The 15,843-nt window shown below is 76.0% G+C and carries 20 protein-coding genes; 10 read left to right on the plus strand and 10 right to left on the minus strand.

From position 1 onward, the window contains the following. Positions 1-17 precede the first annotated feature (17 nt). Positions 18-1,088 (minus strand): DUF2786 domain-containing protein, encoded by a 1,071-nt coding sequence (locus E9529_RS09065; RefSeq protein WP_236830831.1) that lies wholly within the window; start codon positions 1,086-1,088, stop codon positions 18-20. Positions 1,089-1,177: 89 nt separating this feature from the next. Here E9529_RS09065 and E9529_RS22675 point away from each other — a divergent pair, with 89 nt between their 5' ends. The 6 genes from E9529_RS22675 (at position 1,178) to E9529_RS09095 (ending at position 5,306) form a co-directional block, all read left to right on the plus strand. After that, entirely contained in the window at positions 1,178-1,570 is a 393-nt protein-coding gene (locus tag E9529_RS22675) for a molybdopterin-binding protein (RefSeq protein ID WP_236830832.1), read from the plus strand. Positions 1,571-1,667: 97 nt separating this feature from the next. Continuing rightward, complete coding sequence (gene modA / locus E9529_RS09075; RefSeq protein ID WP_236830833.1) at positions 1,668-2,462, plus strand: molybdate ABC transporter substrate-binding protein; 795 nt, start codon at positions 1,668-1,670, stop codon at positions 2,460-2,462. Further along, a complete protein-coding gene (locus tag E9529_RS09080) occupies positions 2,459-3,265 on the plus strand; it encodes an ABC transporter permease (RefSeq protein ID WP_236830834.1) in 807 nt (268 codons plus the stop codon). The genes modA and E9529_RS09080 overlap by 4 nt, the downstream gene beginning before the upstream one ends. Next, entirely contained in the window at positions 3,262-4,308 is a 1,047-nt protein-coding gene (locus E9529_RS09085) for an ABC transporter ATP-binding protein (protein WP_236830835.1), read from the plus strand. Before E9529_RS09080 ends, E9529_RS09085 begins: the two co-directional genes overlap by 4 nt. A gap of 12 nt (positions 4,309-4,320) precedes the next feature. Next, a complete protein-coding gene (locus tag E9529_RS09090; RefSeq protein WP_236830836.1) occupies positions 4,321-4,899 on the plus strand; it encodes an NTP transferase domain-containing protein in 579 nt (192 codons plus the stop codon). Then, complete coding sequence (locus E9529_RS09095) at positions 4,896-5,306, plus strand: molybdenum cofactor biosynthesis protein MoaE (RefSeq protein WP_236830837.1); 411 nt, start codon at positions 4,896-4,898, stop codon at positions 5,304-5,306. The genes E9529_RS09090 and E9529_RS09095 overlap by 4 nt, the downstream gene beginning before the upstream one ends. Positions 5,307-5,314: 8 nt before the next feature. Here E9529_RS09095 and E9529_RS09100 read toward each other — a convergent pair whose 3' ends face one another. The 5 genes from E9529_RS09100 to moaA all read right to left on the minus strand — a co-directional run bounded on the left by E9529_RS09100 (position 5,315) and on the right by moaA (position 8,298). Continuing rightward, positions 5,315-6,154: an SMP-30/gluconolactonase/LRE family protein gene (locus E9529_RS09100; protein ID WP_236830838.1), complete on the minus strand. Its 840-nt coding sequence runs from the start codon at positions 6,152-6,154 to the stop codon at positions 5,315-5,317. Positions 6,155-6,158: 4 nt separating this feature from the next. Further along, positions 6,159-6,668: a histidine kinase gene (locus E9529_RS09105; protein WP_236830839.1), complete on the minus strand. Its 510-nt coding sequence runs from the start codon at positions 6,666-6,668 to the stop codon at positions 6,159-6,161. A gap of 48 nt (positions 6,669-6,716) precedes the next feature. Further along, positions 6,717-6,911: a hypothetical protein gene (locus E9529_RS09110; protein WP_236825446.1), complete on the minus strand. Its 195-nt coding sequence runs from the start codon at positions 6,909-6,911 to the stop codon at positions 6,717-6,719. Between the two features lie 84 nt (positions 6,912-6,995). Beyond that, positions 6,996-7,241: a MoaD/ThiS family protein gene (locus E9529_RS09115; RefSeq protein ID WP_236830840.1), complete on the minus strand. Its 246-nt coding sequence runs from the start codon at positions 7,239-7,241 to the stop codon at positions 6,996-6,998. A 1-nt stretch (position 7,242) separates the two neighbouring features. After that, positions 7,243-8,298 (minus strand): GTP 3',8-cyclase MoaA, encoded by a 1,056-nt coding sequence (gene moaA, locus E9529_RS09120; protein ID WP_236830841.1) that lies wholly within the window; start codon positions 8,296-8,298, stop codon positions 7,243-7,245. A 148-nt stretch (positions 8,299-8,446) separates the two neighbouring features. On the opposite strand from moaA, the gene E9529_RS09125 reads away from it, so the two are divergent. Together E9529_RS09125 and E9529_RS09130 are read left to right on the plus strand one after the other, a co-directional pair. After that, entirely contained in the window at positions 8,447-9,685 is a 1,239-nt protein-coding gene (locus E9529_RS09125) for an MFS transporter (protein WP_236830842.1), read from the plus strand. Between the two features lie 73 nt (positions 9,686-9,758). Further along, positions 9,759-10,598, plus strand: coding sequence for an aldo/keto reductase (locus tag E9529_RS09130; RefSeq protein ID WP_236830843.1), 840 nt, complete (start codon positions 9,759-9,761; stop codon positions 10,596-10,598). Here the strand turns inward: E9529_RS09130 and E9529_RS22680 are convergent. Together E9529_RS22680 and E9529_RS09140 are read right to left on the minus strand one after the other, a co-directional pair. Next, positions 10,583-10,984: a GntR family transcriptional regulator gene (locus E9529_RS22680; protein WP_308195268.1), complete on the minus strand. Its 402-nt coding sequence runs from the start codon at positions 10,982-10,984 to the stop codon at positions 10,583-10,585. The genes E9529_RS09130 and E9529_RS22680 overlap by 16 nt on opposite strands. Continuing rightward, positions 10,981-11,859: a hypothetical protein gene (locus E9529_RS09140; RefSeq protein ID WP_236830844.1), complete on the minus strand. Its 879-nt coding sequence runs from the start codon at positions 11,857-11,859 to the stop codon at positions 10,981-10,983. The genes E9529_RS22680 and E9529_RS09140 overlap by 4 nt, the downstream gene beginning before the upstream one ends. A gap of 74 nt (positions 11,860-11,933) precedes the next feature. Here E9529_RS09140 and E9529_RS09145 point away from each other — a divergent pair, with 74 nt between their 5' ends. Next, entirely contained in the window at positions 11,934-12,284 is a 351-nt protein-coding gene (locus tag E9529_RS09145) for an FtsX-like permease family protein (protein ID WP_236830845.1), read from the plus strand. Between the two features lie 97 nt (positions 12,285-12,381). On the opposite strand, the gene E9529_RS09150 is transcribed toward E9529_RS09145, so the two are convergent. Further along, positions 12,382-13,191, minus strand: a complete 810-nt coding sequence (locus E9529_RS09150; protein ID WP_236830846.1) for a DUF3097 domain-containing protein — start codon at positions 13,189-13,191, stop codon at positions 12,382-12,384. Between the two features lie 349 nt (positions 13,192-13,540). On the opposite strand from E9529_RS09150, the gene E9529_RS09155 reads away from it, so the two are divergent. Then, entirely contained in the window at positions 13,541-14,395 is an 855-nt protein-coding gene (locus E9529_RS09155; RefSeq protein WP_236830847.1) for a DUF2382 domain-containing protein, read from the plus strand. A 114-nt stretch (positions 14,396-14,509) separates the two neighbouring features. Here E9529_RS09155 and E9529_RS09160 read toward each other — a convergent pair whose 3' ends face one another. Continuing rightward, positions 14,510-15,796 (minus strand): M18 family aminopeptidase, encoded by a 1,287-nt coding sequence (locus E9529_RS09160; RefSeq protein ID WP_236830848.1) that lies wholly within the window; start codon positions 15,794-15,796, stop codon positions 14,510-14,512. Positions 15,797-15,843: the final 47 nt, after the last annotated feature.

Consider the following 15,843-nt stretch of genomic DNA (forward strand, 5'->3'; position numbering starts at 1 on the left):
GGTTGGGAACGGCGACGTCAAGCACCGCCACTCCTGCCGGAGGTCTCCGCCGTGATCAAGCCACCACGCCGACTGTCAACAACGTCCCTGGTCGCTACAGCTAGCCGCTCCCCGATGCGGTGGGCGTAACCCAGCAGGAACGCGCGGCGGAACGTCCGCGAACTGGAGCGCCTGCCCTCCTGCCGCTCCGCGGCGGCGAGCGCCTGGGCGACCTGGAGCAGCAGGGAGGTGAACAGCAGCTCCACTGCGTCCAGATCGGCCCGCACCCCGACCAGGGTGGCGATGCCCAGCCCCTGGTACCAGACCAGCCGCACGCCGTTGGCCTCCGCGACCGCGCCCAGCAGCTGCGTCTTGGCCCGCGCGTACGGGTCGGCGACGTGCACCCGGCGGGTGTCGACGTCGATCCCGGACGGCGACCCGTCACCGAGCAGGGCTGCGTCCACCGCGTGCCGGGTCATGAGCTCCTGCGCCTTGGCGGTCAGCGCCTCGGCCTCCTCGGGGAACGCCGTCGACTCGGCCTTGGCCAGCAGCCCGCGGATCCGGCGCAGCGCCCGGTCGTCGTCCACGACCGGCCCGGTGGCCCGCGGCCGGGCGGCACCCCACCGCGACGGCGGCGGCACGAGCAGCTCCAGGTGCACGGTGGTGTGCAGCAGCCCGGTCAGCTGCAGCACGATGCGCCACGCCTCGGCCGGGGCCCGCCGCTCCGCCCGGTGCCACGCGGCGACCGCCGTGCCGGCGGGCGGAGCGCCCTCCAGCGCCCCGAGCTCGCGCAGCTGCCCGACCCAGCTCTCCGGGGCCCGGGACGCGGCGTCGCTTCGGCGCGCGTGCTCCGCGACCAGCGCCACGAGCAGCGGCACCGCCCCCGCGCCGACCTGCCGCCTAGCGGCGTGCGCGACGTCGGCCGGCTGCCATCCCCGCTCCCACGTCCCGTCCAGCGCGGCGAGCAGGGCGCGCGTCACGCGGCCGCCCTCGTCGAGCGCGACCCCGCGCGTGCCGAGCGTGGCCGCCAGCTCGGCCGCGATCCCGGCGTCGGCGAGCAGCGGGGCCCGGTGCTGGAGGAGGTCCGCGAGCCAGGAGTCGTCGTCCACGCCAGGCATGGTGCCCGCCCGGGCCGGGGCCTGGAGCGGGCGCGCTGTGGACGGGGCCGGTCGTCCACAGCCACGGCTAGGGTCTTGCCGTGGGCGCCACCTACCGCATCGCCGAGGCGGCCGCGCTGCTCGGCGTCAGCGACGACACGGTCCGCCGCTGGGTGGACGGCGGCCGCCTGCCGGCGCACCGGGACGGTGGGGGCCCGGCGGTCATCGAGGGCGCCGACCTGGCCCGGCTCGCCACCCAGCTCCGCGAGGCCCCAGAGCCCGGGACGACCCCGTCCTCGGCCCGCAACCGGCTCGCCGGCATCGTCACCAACGTCGTCCGCGACGGGGTCATGGCGCAGGTGGAGATCCAGGCCGGGCCCTTCCGCGTCGTCTCCCTGATGTCCCGCGAGGCGGCCGACGAGCTGGGGCTCGTGGTCGGTGTGCGGGCGGTCGCGACGGTCAAGGCCACGCAGGTCAGCGTCGACGTGCCCTGACCCCGCATCCGCGGGTCGTGCAGCCCTGGCCACTTGCGCAGATGCGGCCGCATCTGCTGTCGTCTGCCGCAGGAGCGGTCGACCCCGAGGAGGATCCGTGCGCACGCGTGCCCTGCTCGTGGCGGCGTTGCTGGCCCTCGCCGGCTGCACCGATCCGGCGCAGGACGGCGGCGGCCCGGCAGCGGACGGCGGGGCCACCGGCACCCTGACCGTGTTCGCCGCCGCCTCGCTGATCGACGTCTTCACGGAACTGGGGGCCCGGATGGAGGAGGAGCACCCGGAGCTGGACGTGCGCATCAGCTACTCGGGCAGTTCCGCGCTGGCCACCCAGCTGGTGCAGGGGGCGCCGGCGGACGTGTTCGCCAGCGCGGACGAGACCCAGATGGCGCGGCTGGAGGACGCCGGGCTGGTGACGCGGGCGGAACTGTTCGCCGCCAACCGGCTGATGCTCGCCGTCCCGGCGGACGGCTCGGCCGGGGTGACCGCGCCGGACGGCGCCGGGATCCCGTCGCTGCGGGACCTGGTGACCGGTGATCCGACGATGGCCGTGTGCGCCCCCGAGGTGCCGTGCGGGGAGGCGGCGGCCCAGGTGCTCCGGGCGGCGGGGCTGGCCGACGTCCCGGACACCTACGCCGAGGACGTGCGCTCGGTGCTCAGCCTGGTCGAGCTCGGCGAGGTCGACGCGGGCCTGGTCTACGTCTCCGACGTGCACGCCGCGGGCGACGCCGTCCTGGCCTACGCCTTCAGCGAGTCCGCCCGGGCGGTGAACCGCTACCCGATCGCGGTGCCGTCCGGCGCGCCCAACGCGGAGGCGGCCCGGGCCTTCGTGGACCTCGTGCTCTCCGACGCGGGGCAGGCCGCGCTGGCGGACGCCGGGTTCCAGCGGCCGTGAGCCGGACCCGCGAGGGCGCTGGCGTCCCCGTCCCGCTGCTCGTCCCCGCCGCGCTCGGTGTCGCCTTCCTCGTCCTCCCGCTGCTGGGCCTCCTCGTCCGCACCCCCTGGTCGGAGCTGGCCGGCCAGCTGGCGGAGCCGGCCGTCGGCGAGGCGCTGCGGCTGTCCCTGGTCTCGGCGACGCTCGCCACCGCGCTCTCGCTGGTGCTCGGCGTCCCGCTGGCGTGGGTGCTGGCCCGATCGCGGGCCCGCGGCCGCTCGGTGCTCAGGGCCCTGGTCACCGTGCCGCTGGTCCTGCCGCCGGTCGTGGGCGGCGTCGCGCTGTTCCTCGTGCTGGGCCGGCAGGGGATCGTCGGCTCATGGCTGGACGACGCGTTCGGCATCACGATCCCGTTCACCACCGCCGCCGTCGTCATCGCCGAGACGTTCGTGGCGATGCCGTTCCTGGTGATCAGCGTCGAGGGAGCGCTGCGCGCCGCGGACACCCGCTTCGAGGACGTCGCGGCGACGCTCGGCGCCGGCCGCTGGACGACGTTCCGCCGCGTCACCCTCCCGCTGGTCGCGCCGGGGGTCGCGGCCGGCGCGGTGCTGTGCTGGGCCCGGGCGCTCGGGGAGTTCGGCGCCACGATCACCTTCGCCGGCAACTTCCCGGGCACCACGCAGACGATGCCGCTGGCGGTCTACCTGGCCCTGCAGCGCGACCCGGACGCGGCGATCGTCCTCTCGGTGGTGCTGCTGGCGGTCTCGCTGGCCACGCTGCTGCTGCTCCGCGACCGCTGGCTGGGCCGGACGGGGGCCGCGTGAGCCTGCAGGCGTCCGTCGGCACCCGCCGGGGCGGGCTCCACCTCCGGGTCGACGTCGAGGTGGCCGACGGCGAGGTGCTCGCCCTCCTCGGCCCCAACGGCGCGGGCAAGTCCACCTTCGTGCGGGTGCTGGCCGGCCTGCTGCGCCCCGACGAGGGTCGCGTCGTGGTCGGCGGCGAGGTCTGGGACGACGGGAGCACCTCCCGCCCGGCGCACCGGCGGGCGCTGGGCATGGTGTTCCAGGACGCGCTGCTCTTCCCGCACCTGAGCGTCGCCGACAACGTCGCCTTCGGCCTGCGCACGCGGGGCACCCGCCGGGCGGAGGCGCGGGCGGCCGCGGCGGGATGGCTGGCCCGCGTGGGGCTCGACGGGCTGGGTGACCGGCGGCCGGCCGAGCTCTCCGGGGGGCAGGCGCAGCGGGCGGCGCTCGCCCGCGCGCTGGTCGGCGACCCGGCCCTCCTGCTGCTCGACGAGCCGCTGTCGGCCCTGGACGCGCGCACCCGGCTCACCGTCCGAGCGGAGCTGCGCCGCCACCTGGCCGGCTTCCGCGGCGGCACCGTGCTGGTCACCCACGACCCGGTCGACGCGATGGCGCTCGCCGACCGCGTCGTCGTCCTCGAGGAGGGGCGCGTAGTCCAGGCGGGCACCCCCGTCGAGGTGGCCCGCCGGCCGCGCACCGACTACGTGGCCCGCCTGGTGGGGCTCTCGCTGCTCCCGGGCACCGGCGAGGGCCGGTCGGTGCGGCTCGACGGCGGGGCGGCGGTGGCGGTCGCCGAGGAGGTCACCGGGCCGGTGTTCGCCGCCATCCGCCCCGAGTCCGTGGCCCTCTACGCCACCCGGCCGGACGGCAGCACCCGCAACCTCTGGCGGGAGCGCGTGGTCGGGGCCACCCCGCACGGGGCCACGGTGCGCTGCGAGCTCGACGGCGAGGTGCCGCTCGTCGCCGACGTCACCGCCACCTCGTTCGCCGAGATGGGGCTCGCCCCCGGCGCCGAGGTGTGGGCCGGCGTGAAGGCCTCCGAGGTCGCCGTCTACGCGCGCTGAGAGAGTGGCGGCATGACCACAGCCGCCGTCGTCCTGGCCGCCGGGGGCGGCCGCCGCTACGGGATGCCCAAGGCGCTGGTCGAGTACGAGGGCAGCCTGCTGGTCGAGCGCGCGGTGCGGACGGCGCGCGCGGCCTGCGACGTCGTCCTGGTCGTGCTGGGCGCCCGCGCGGTCGACGTCTGGCGCACGGCGGACCTCACCGGCGCGACCGTGCTGGCGAACAAGGACTGGGAGACCGGCATGGCCTCCTCGCTGCGCACCGGCCTGGACGGGCTGCGCGGCTTCCCCGGCACGGTGGACGCCGCCCTGGTCACGCTGGTCGACATGCCCGGCATGACGCCCGAGGCGCTCACCGCCGTCGCCGCGCACGCCGCCCCGGGCGCGCTGGCGACCGCCACCTACGACGGCGTCCGCGGCCACCCGGTGCTGATCGGGCGGGAGCACTGGGCCGGCGTCGCGGAGACCGCGACCGGCGACGAGGGCGCCCGCCGCTACCTGGCCGCGCACGACGTCGTCGAGGTGGACTGCACCGGCCTGGCCGATCCGGTCGACCTCGACGTGCCGCCGCCGGGGGTAGCGTCGGCGCCGTGATCGCCAGGGTCGTGGACGCGCCGCTGTCCGTCGCCGAGCACGAGGAGGCCGTCTCGGTCGCGGCGGCGGGGGCGGTGGTCTCCTTCGCCGGAGTCGTCCGCGACCACGACGGCGGCCGCTCGGTGACCGAGCTCGAGTACGTCGGCCACCCGAGCGCGGCCGACGTCCTCGCCGAGCTGGCCGGGGAGTTCGCCGCCCGCCCCGAGCTGCACGCCGTCGCCGTCAGCCACCGCATCGGCCTGCTCGGCATCGGGGACGTCGCGCTCGCCTGCGCGGTCAGCGCCTCCCACCGCGGCCAGGCGTTCAGCGCCTGCGCCGAGCTCGTCGACGAGGTGAAGAAGCGGCTGCCCATCTGGAAGCGGCAGGTGTTCGGCGACGGCGAGGAGGAGTGGGTCGCCTGCCCGTAGGCGGACCCTCAGCCGGCGAACTCCCGCACCGACAGCCCGCGCACGCCGGCGTCGACGGTGAACAGCGACCCCGCGACGCCGTCGTCCAGCCCGCCCTCGGCCGACGTGGTGACGAACAGCCGGTCCAGCCCGGGGCCGCCGAGGGTGCACGCGGTCACCTGGGGCGTGGGCAGCTCGACCACGGCGTCCCGCCGGCCGCCGGCGTCGTAGCGGTGCACCTCACCGCTGCCGTAGAGCGCCACCCAGACGCCGCCCTCGGCGTCGACGGTGAGCCCGTCGGGGTTGCCGTCGTCGGCGAAGGTCACGAACGGGCGGCGGCCGGTCAGCCCGGTGTCCCGGTCGTAGTCGAGGACGTCGATGCGGTGGGTGGCCGTGTCGGCGTAGTAGGCCAGCGACCCGTCCGGGCTCCACGCCAGCCCGTTGGAGACGGTGACGCCGTCGAAGACCTCGTGCACGCTGCCGTCGGGGTCCAGCCGGTACAGCGCGGCGGCGCCCGGCGTCTGGTCGTAGGCCATGGAGCCGCACCAGAAGCGGCCGTCGGGGTCGCAGCCGCCGTCGTTCATGCGGACGCCGGGGTCCTCCCACACCGGGCCCAGCTCGGTCAGCGACCCGTCCGGCGCCTCCAGCGCGAAGCCGCGCTCGACGGCGATGACCGCGCCACCCCCGCGGCGCGGTCGGAGCGCCGCCGCGACTGCGCCGACGTGCCGGCGGGTGACCGCGCCGTCCTCCCCGACCGCGAGCACGTCACCGGCGAGCATGTCGACGCAGCGCAGGCCGCCCCACGCCGGCGACCACACCGGACCCTCCCCGTGGTGGCAGACGGGACCGGTCAGCTGGTGGGCGCGCACCGGCTCAGCTCACCACCTCCCGGCCGGGCTCGCCCGGCAGGGGTGGCGGGTCCCAGCCGGCGGCCATGAGGGTGCTGAGCATGCGGGCGGCGGCCTCGACGACGGAGAGCTCCCGGGCGGCGCTGCGCGGCTTCGCCCGGTAGGCCACCCCGCACAGGGTGCCGAACAGCTGCAGGTCGCGGGTGAGGAGCGGGATGCCGACGTAGGCGGCGATGTCGCGCAGCGGGCCGGTCGTGCGCGAGGCGTACTCGGGGACGGCGGCCGTCACCGTGGCGAGGCGGGGGGCGTTGCCCTCGATCATCTGGCGGCAGAAGCTGCGTTCCCAGGGCAGTTCCGTGCCGGGACGCACGGCGCGGTCGGGATGGGCCAGGAGGACGATCTGCCGGTCGTCCACCACCTGGGTGACCATCCAGACGTCCCAGCCGACGTGCTCGGCCAGGAAGGCGAGCGCTCCCTCCGCGGCCGCTCGCCAGTCCGGCCACGGGGCGACGTCTGCGATTCCTACCGGAACCATGGCGACCGTATTACCCGGGGCGGGCGGCGCCAACCGCCCGCAGCAGGATCAGCGGGCCCCGGCGAGCCCGTCGTCGTCGGTCCGCTCGTCGCGCTCGAGCTCGGCCTCCTCGGCCTCGGCCTCCAGCCGGTGGGCCTCCCCGTCGACCTTCGCCGCGGCGTCGCCGTGGGACTCCCCGTACAGCTCCTCGGCCCGGCCGAACAGCTCCTCGGCCTTCGCCTTCGCCTTGTCGAAGATGCTCATGGAGGACATCCTCCCGGTGCACGCGGCCCGCGGCAAAGGCCGTGCGGCCCCGGAGGAGAGCCGTCCGGCCCGTGGCCGAGTGGTTCAGCCCCCGGCGAAGGGCGGGAGGACGTCGACCACCGCACCGGCGGGCAGCGGCGCCGCCCGGTCGCGGGGCTGCGCGCCGTCGACCAGGAACGAGCAGGCGGTGAGGACCCGCTCCAGCCGCGCCCCGTGCGTGCCGGAGATGCGCACGACGAGCTCGTCGAGGGTGTCGGCCTCGCAGGGCTCGGTGTCGACGCCGGCCGCGGCGCGGGCGCCGGCGAAGTAGCGGACGGTGACGGCGGGCACCTCAGCCGCCGATCGCCGACATCGGGCGGCTGGGCTGCAGGAAGGACGGGTCGTCGATGCCGTGGCCGGGCAGCTTCCCCAGCGTGGCGATCCGCCAGCGGTCGGCCAGCTCGGCGTCGGTGGCGCCCTCGCGCAGCGGCGTGCGCAGGTCGGACTCCTCGCGGGCGAACAGGCAGTTGCGGACCTGCCCGTCGGCGGTGAGCCGGGTGCGGTCGCAGGCGCCGCAGAAGGAGCGGGTGACCGAGGCGATCACCCCGACCGTCGCCGGGCCGCCGTCGACGAGCCAGCGCTCGGCCGGCGCGGAGCCCCGCTCCTCGCTGTCGGGGGTGAGCTCGTGGGCCGCCGTCAGCCGCTCGAGGATGTCCTCCGCGGTGACCATGCGCCCCCGCGTCCAGGCGTGGTGGGCGTCCAGCGGCATCTGCTCGATGAAGCGCAGCTCGTAGCCCTGCTCGAGGCAGTAGTCGAGCAGCGGGACGGCGTCGACGTCGTTGATGCCGTGCAGCAGGACGGCGTTGACCTTCACCGGGGTGAGCCCGGCGTCGCGCGCGGCGGCGAGCCCGGCGAGGACGTCGTCGAGCCGGTCGCGGTGCGTGAGCTGCTTGAACCGCTCCCGGTCGAGGGTGTCGAGGCTGACGTTGATGCGGTCCAGCCCGGCCTCGGCCAGCGCGGGCGCCGTGCGGGACAGCCCGATGGCGTTGGTCGTGAGGCTGACCTCGGGCCGCGGGCGGAGCGCGGTGGCGGCGGCGACGATGCCGACCAGGCCCGGGCGCAGCAGCGGCTCACCCCCGGTGAAGCGCACCTCGCGGATGCCCAGGTGCTCCACCCCGATGCGGACGAGGCGGGCGACCTCCTCGTCGGTGAGCTGCTCGACCTTGGGCAGCCACTGCAGGCCCTCGGGCGGCATGCAGTACGTGCAGCGCAGGTTGCACCGGTCGGTGAGCGACACCCGCAGGTCGGTGGCGGTGCGGCCGTACCGGTCGACCAGGCCGCCGGAGCCGGAGGCCACCGCGCCCACGCCGCGGCGGACCACGGGGTCGGGGAGGTCTGCGCCGGTCATGGGCCGAATGTAGCCGCGCCGGGCGACACGTGGCGGGGCGGAATCGCGCGGGCGCCGCCGGGTCGCCGTTGCTACCGTGCCCTCGCCACCCGAGAGACCGGCGGAGGACGTCCCGCACTCGCCCGTGGCCAGGAAGCGCGAGAGAACCGTGTCGGCCCGCACCGTCTTCAGCCCGTACAGCCGCCTGTTCGCCGTCCCCGGGTCCGTGGCCTTCTCCCTGGCCGGGTGGGTGGGGCGGCTGCCCGCACCCATGCTCGGCCTGGGGGCGGTGCTGCTGATCTCGCAGGAGACCGGCAGCTACGGCCTGGCCGGGGCCGTCGCCGGCGCCCTCGCGCTGAGCTACGGCATCGCCGGGCCGCAGTGGGCCCGGGCCATGGACCGCCGCGGGCAGGGGCCGGTGCTCCGCCTGGCGATGGTCTGCTTCGGCCTCACGGGCGTCGCGTTCGTCGCCGCGGTGGTCGGCGGGGCGCCCCGCTGGAGCTGGTTCGTGCTCGCGGCGGCGGTCGGGGGCAGCAGCCCGAACATCGGGTCGCTGGTGCGCGCACGGTGGGCCGCGGCCCTCGACCCGGCCGGGCGGCAGACGGCGTTCGCCTTCGAGGCCGTCGTCGACGAGGTGGTGTTCGTCGTCGGCCCGCCGCTGGTCACCTTCCTGGCCACCCTCGTCGCCCCGCCCGTGGGATTCCTCACCGGCGTCGTCCTGGGGGCGGTCGGCGGGCTCTGGCTGGCCGGTCTGCGCGACACGGACCCGCCGCCGCACCCCGTTGCGGGGTCGGCCACCGCGCGCTGGTGGGCGGTGCTGACTCCGACCCTGCTGGTCGTCACCGTCACCTACCTGGCGGTGGGCACGGTGTTCGGCGCGATCGACGTCGTGGTGGTCGGCTTCGCCGAGGCCGAGGGCGCCCCCGCGTTCTCCGGGGTGGCGCTCGCCGTCTTCGCCGCGGGCAGCCTGGTGGCCGGGCTGGTGTACGGCCTCGCGCGGCTGCCGGGCACGCTGGCCTCGCGGTTCGTGGCGACGGCGGTCGCCTTCGGGCTGGCCGCGCAGCTCCTGTGGGGCGTCGGGTCGCTGGCCGTGCTCGTCGGCGGCGGCTTCCTCGCCGGGCTGACCATCGCGCCGGTGCTGGTCTCGGGCACCTCGCTGGTGGAGTCCCGCACCGCGCCCGGCCTGCTCACCGAGTCGCTGGCCTGGACGATCTCGGGGCTCACGCTGGGCGTCACCGTCGGCTCGGCGGTCGCCGGGGCCGCGGTGGACGCCTGGGGGGCCGAGACGGCGTTCGCCGTGCCCGCGGTCGCCGCCGCGTTCGTGGCGCTGCTCGCGCTGGGCGGGGCGGCGCTCGTCGGCGACCGGCCCGCACGAGCAGACCTGGTTGAGGACCGCACCACCGGGTAGGCGGGTGACGGGCCGATCGCGCACGACCGACCGTGCGGCTCGCGGCCCTCCCCCGAACCGGAAGGATCAGCCTGTGGCCACCGTGCCCTCCATCGCCCTGAACAACGGCGTCGAGATCCCGCAGCTGGGGTTCGGCGTGTACCAGGTTCCGCCGGAGGAGACCGCCGAGACCGTCGCGACGGCGCTCGAGGTGGGGTACCGGCACATCGACACCGCCGAGATGTACGGCAACGAGAAGGGTGTCGGCGAGGCCGTGGCCCGCTCCGGCATCGACCGCGGCGAGATCTTCGTGACCAGCAAGCTGAACAACGGCTTCCACCGCCGCGACGACGCGCTGCGCGCCTTCGACCGGACCCTCGCCGACCTCGGCCTCGACCAGCTCGACCTCTTCCTCATCCACTGGCCGCTGCCGGGCATCGACGTCGACTACGTCGAGACCTGGAAGGCCATGGAGGAGATCTACCGCGACGGCCGCTGCCGCGCGATCGGCGTCTCGAACTTCAAGCCGCACCACCTGCAGCGGCTCTTCGACGAGACCGAGGTCGTCCCCGCCGTCAACCAGATCGAGGTGCACCCCTACCTGGCGCAGGACGACGTCCGCGCGTTCGACGCCGAGCACCAGATCGTGACCGAGGCGTGGTCGCCGATCGCCCAGGGCAAGGTGCTGGGCGACCCGGCCATCACCGGGATCGCCGAGCGCCTCGGCCGCACCCCGGCCCAGGTGGTCCTCCGCTGGCACGTGCAGCGCGGCGACGTCGTCTTCCCCAAGTCCTCCTCCCGCGAGCGCATGGAGGAGAACTTCGCGCTGTTCGACTTCGAGCTGGACCGCGACGACATGGCCACGCTGACCGGCCTGGACCGCGGCGAGCGCACCGGCCCCGACCCGGACAACTTCAACTACATCCCCGGCTGAGCCCCGGTCGCGGCGCGCAGCAGGGCGGCGCGGACGACGGCCAGCACGGTTGCGTCGTCCACGCCGTCCTCGCGCGCCGCCCGCGCCAGCGACTCGGCGACGGCCCGCACCCGTTCGGGTGCGGGCCGTCCGCTGCTCCCGGCGGTCACGACGGTGCCCGTCCGGCGGCGGCTGGCCACCAGCCCGGCCTGCTCCAGCTCGGCGTAGGCCCGCGCCACGGTGCCAGCGGCCACCCCGAGGTCGGCGGCGAGCGCGCGGATCGTGGGCAGCCGCGCCCCGTCCGGGAGCTCCCCGGCGCCCACGAGCGCGGCGACCTGGCCGCGGATCTGCTCGTAGGGCGGGACCGGGCTGGCGAGGTCGACGGTGATGCCGGGCGGGGAGCTCACCGCAGCGGCGCCGGTTCGTCGGCCGGGACGCCGGGCGCCCGCAGAGCGCAGAGGACCACGCCGGCGAGGACGGCCAGCAGGCCGAGCAGGGCCACGGCGGTGCCGGCGGTGGCGAGCAGCGCCGTCCCGGTGTTCGCCCCGGCCGAGTGCAGGCGCATCCCCGCGATGAGCACCAGGCCGCCCGCCACGACGGCGGTCACGGCGGCGGTGGCCCGCAGCACCCGGTGCGCCGAGGCCCGGCGCAGCGCCGCCTCGATTCGCTCGTCCTCGGTGGCCACGGCCGGCCGGTTCGCGACGACCCACAGCGCCACCCCGGCGACGACCGCCAGCACCAGGAGGCCCAGCGCCGCCGGACGGCCGTAGAACAGCCCCGGGAACGGGCTGCCACCCGTGGCCCGCGTGGGGTCGGGCTGGAAGCGGAAGCTCCGGCCGTCCGGTTCGGCCGTCAGCGCCCCGGCCACCACGACGACCACGGCCAGCGCGGCGGCCACCGCCGTCGTGCGGACCAGCCACCGCGGTGCGGCGTCGAGCAGCCCGCGCCGGACCAGCCGGGCCCGGCGCACCTCCCCGCGCGGCCGCGGCCAGGTCAGCTCGCCCGCCGCCAGGACGGCGACGTGCACGACCCCGAAGGTGATCGGCACGAGGAGCACCGTGACGCCGAGCCCGCCCGGTGCGGAGTTGCCCACCTCCGCCTCGCCGACGACGACGGCCGCCGCCGCGCCGAGGAGGTAGGCGGCGGCGGTGGACCGGGCCGCGTGCACCCGGGCGGCGGCGACGGCGCGCTCCCGGCTCGGTGGCGAGCGGTGCGCGAGCGCGGTGCCGACGGCGACGGTCGCCAGCAGAGCGGTGAGCACCAGCAATGGGATCCCGGCCACGCGGCCCTCCACTCCTCCATTGACTCAAGCGATTAGCACAATGGGTCAGCGGCGGCCGGTCGTCAAGGGTCCTGGTGGCCACCGGTACCGCGACCGGGCTGGCGCTGACCGTTGCGCGACCGGACTTCGCCACCCTCGCCGCTCTCGGAGCCGCCCCGCGGACCCGCCGGTTCGTGGCGATGGGGTCGGCGGCGGTGATGGCCGGCGGGGGAGCGCTGCTGGGAGTCCTGATGGGGCTCGCGCCGGGGGTCGCGGTCGCCTACCCGCTGACCAGCATCGACTACGGGGCCGGCGTGAACCCGGTGGTCGACGTCCCGTGGCTGCTGCTCACCGGCCTCGCGGTCGTGGTGCCGCTGCTCGCCGTCGTCGCCACCGGGCTCGTCGTCCGGTCCCGCCTGCCGAGGTGTCGCGCCTGCCGGGGGTGACCTCGGTCGACGTCCTCCCGCGCCGCAGGGGGTCCTCCCTCGGCGCAGACGGTGAGGGAGGACGCTCGGGGGTCAGGTCACCTGATCGTGGCCGGGGTCAGTCCGTCGTCACGAAGTCGATGAGCTCCTCGACCCGGCCGATGAGGGCGGGCTCCAGGTCGGTCCAGGTGCGCACGCGGGCCAGGATGCGCTGGGCCCAGACGTAGCCGGTGTCGTCCTCCCAGCCCAGCCGGCGGCAGACGCCGGTCTTCCAGTCCTCGCCCTTCGGCACGGTCGGCCACGCCTTGATCCCGACGACCGACGGCTTCACCGCCTGCCAGATGTCGATGAACGGGTGGCCGACGACCAGGGCGTGCTGCCCGGTCACCTGCTCGGCGATGCGCGACTCCTTGGAGCCGCGCACCAGGTGGTCGACCAGCACGCCGAGCCGCCGCCCCGACGCCGGCCGGAAGTCCCGCACGATCCCGGGCAGGTCGTCCACGCCGTGCAGCGGCTCGACGACGACGCCCTCGATGCGCAGGTCGTGGCCCCACACCTTCTCGACCAGCTCCGCGTCGTGCTTGCCCTCCACGTAGATGCGCCCCTCGCGGGCGACCCGGGCGCGGGCGCCGGCGACGTAGGTGGAGCCCGAGGCGCTGCGGGCCGGCCCGGCCGGCGTCACCGGCTTGGGGCGCACCAGCACCACCGGCCGGCCGTCGACCCAGAAGCCGGGGCCCAGCGGGTAGGCGCGGACGCGCCCGTGGCGGTCCTCGAGGTGGACGACGTCCTTCTCGCAGCGCACCACGGCACCCACGAACCCGGAGCTCGGGTCTTCCACCACGAGGTCGCGCTCGGCCTCGACCTGCGGCACCGGCTTCTTCACGGTGCGGGGGTGGACCAGGTCGTCGTACGGCGAACGGGGAGGCACGCGACGACGCTAGGCACGCCTCGCGCGCGGTCGTGGACGACGCGCCGGGGAGGTCGTGCCGGACCGATCCCGCACGACACGCCCGGGCAACCGGGCATGACGCAGAGTCACGAATCGTCGGGCGGTCGGCGGGCGCGGTGCTGCTGCCCGCTGACCGCACAGACCCCGCTCGTGACCTGCGGGAATGGTGGATCCGGCGCGGAGCGCCACCGTCCGGCGGCGGCGCATGCGGCACCGGGAGCGGGTGGCTGCGGCTGTTGATCTCGATCCGCTCGTTTCGCCGGGATCGTGCCGGTCACCCATCGGAGCGACGAACGTCACCCGAGCTCAGATAGGAGCGACAACGACGATGATCGGCACCGAGACCATCAGCCGCGTGATCGGCCAGGACGTCTACGACACCGAGGGTCAGAAGATCGGGTCGGCCTCCGAGGTCTACCTCGACGACGAGACCGGCCAGCCGGAGTGGGTGACCGTCCGCACCGGGCTGTTCGGGACCAAGGAGTCCTTCGTCCCGATCCGTGACGCCGACCTGACCGACGACGGCCTGCGCGTACCGGTCAGCAAGGACCGCGTCAAGGACGCACCCAAGATCGACACCGACGGTCACCTCTCCCCGCAGGAGGAGGAGGAGCTGTACCGGTACTACGGCCTCGGCACGGGGACCACCGGTCGGACCGAGACCACGACGACGACCGACACCACCGGCATGGCCGGGACCGCGGGCATGGCCGGTACCGGCCGCACCGACGCCGGGTACACCGACACGGAGCGCACCGACGCCCGCGGCACGGTCGGCCACGACACCTCCGGCCCGACCACCGACAACGCCATGACCCGCTCCGAGGAGCGGCTGGAGGTCGGCACCCGCTCCGAGGAGGTCGGCCGCGCCCGGCTGCGCAAGTACGTCGTGAGCGAGAACGTCACCGAGACCGTCCCCGTCTCGCACGAGGAGGTCCGGGTCGAGCGCGAGCCGATCACGGACGCCAACGCCGGCAACGCCATGGACGGGCCGGCGATCAGCGAGGAGGAGCACGAGGTCACCCTCCGCGCCGAGAAGCCGGTCGTCTCCAAGGAGGCCACGCCGGTCGAGCGGGTCCGCCTGGACAAGGAGACCGTCACCGACAACGTGCAGGTCGACGAGACCCTCCGCAAGGAGGAGATCGAGGTCGACGGCGCGGACGACACCAACCGGCGCATGTGAGCGCCCCCCGGCCACGGCCGGGGAACCCCTGACGCGCGGCGGCCGACCGAGACGAGACTCCGGTCGGCCGCCGTCGTCGTTCCCGGACGCCGGGGTCGTCGCGCCCGGGCGCGGTCAGTCGGCGAAGCAGGCCGTCAGGGCGCCGACCATCAGCGGGACGTCGCGGGCCGAGGCGAGCTCGCGGCAGGAGTGCATGCCGAGCATCGGGGCGCCGATGTCGACGGTGGTGACGCCGAGCCGGGTCGCCGTCAGCGGCCCGATCGTGCTGCCGCAGGGCAGGTCCGCCCGGGTGACGAAGGTCTGCACGGGCACGCCCGCCTCGTCGCAGCGCTCGGTGAACCAGCCGCCCGACGCCGCGTCGGTCGCGTAGGCCTGGTTCGCGTTGACCTTGAGCACCGGCCCACCGCCGAGCTCGGGCCGGTGCGCGGGCTCGTGCCGCTCGGCGCGGGTCGGGTGCACGGCGTGGGCCATGTCGGCCGACACCAGCACCGAGCGCGCCAGCGCCCGCTGCGCGGCCTGCGGGTCGCCGGCATCGGTCGCGGCGGCGAGCCGGCGGACGACGTCCTCGAGGAAGCTGCCGCGGGCGCCGGACATCGAGCCGCTGCCCACCTCCTCGTGGTCGTTGCAGACCAGCACCTGCGTGCGCGCCCCGGCGGGGGCGGCCAGCAGCGCGAGCAGCCCGGAGTGGCAGCAGGCGAGGTCGTCCAGCCGCGGCGCCGCCACCCAGGTGCCGTCCGCCCCGGCGCGCGCCGAGGGCTGGGTGTCGGCCAGCACCAGGTCGGTGCCGACGACGTCGCCGAGCTCGACGCCCGCCGCGTCGGCCAGCGCCTCGGCCAGGCCGGGCCCGGTGCCGAGGTCGCGGTCCCACACCGGTACCAGGTGCTGCTGCGGGTCGAGCGTCAGCCCCTCCCGGACGCTCCGGTCCAGGTGGATGGCGAGCGAGGGCAGCCGCAGCGGTGCCCCGTGCAGCCGGACCAGGGTGGTGCGCCCACCACGGAGCACCAGCCGGCCGGCCACGGTGAGCTCGCGGTCCAGCCAGGTGTGCCAGAGGCCGCCGCCGTAGGGCTCCACGCCGACGAGGCGGTAGCCGGACTGCCGGACCTCCCAGCGCGGGCGGACCTTGAACGTGGGGGAGTCGGTGTGCGCGCCGACCAGCCGCATGCCGGTCTCGGCGAGCGGGCCGCTGCCCAGGCGGAAGGCGATGACGCTGCCGTGCCGGACGACGAAGTGCTGCCCGCCGGGGGCGGGCGCCCACGAGTCGGCCTCGGCGAGCTCGGTGAAGCCGGCCTCGCGCAGCCGGCGCACGAGCTCGGCGACCGCGTGGGCGGGGGAGGGCGAGGCGTCGACGAAGGCGCGCAGGTCGTCGCCGAGGGCGAGCGCGTCGGGGGCGGCGGTCGGCATGCGGTCATCGTGCCCGACGCCGGGAGGCGGTGCGGGCGCGGTCGCCG

The sequence above is a fragment of the Blastococcus sp. KM273128 genome (assembly GCF_021698975.1).
Lineage (GTDB): Bacteria > Actinomycetota > Actinomycetes > Mycobacteriales > Geodermatophilaceae > Blastococcus.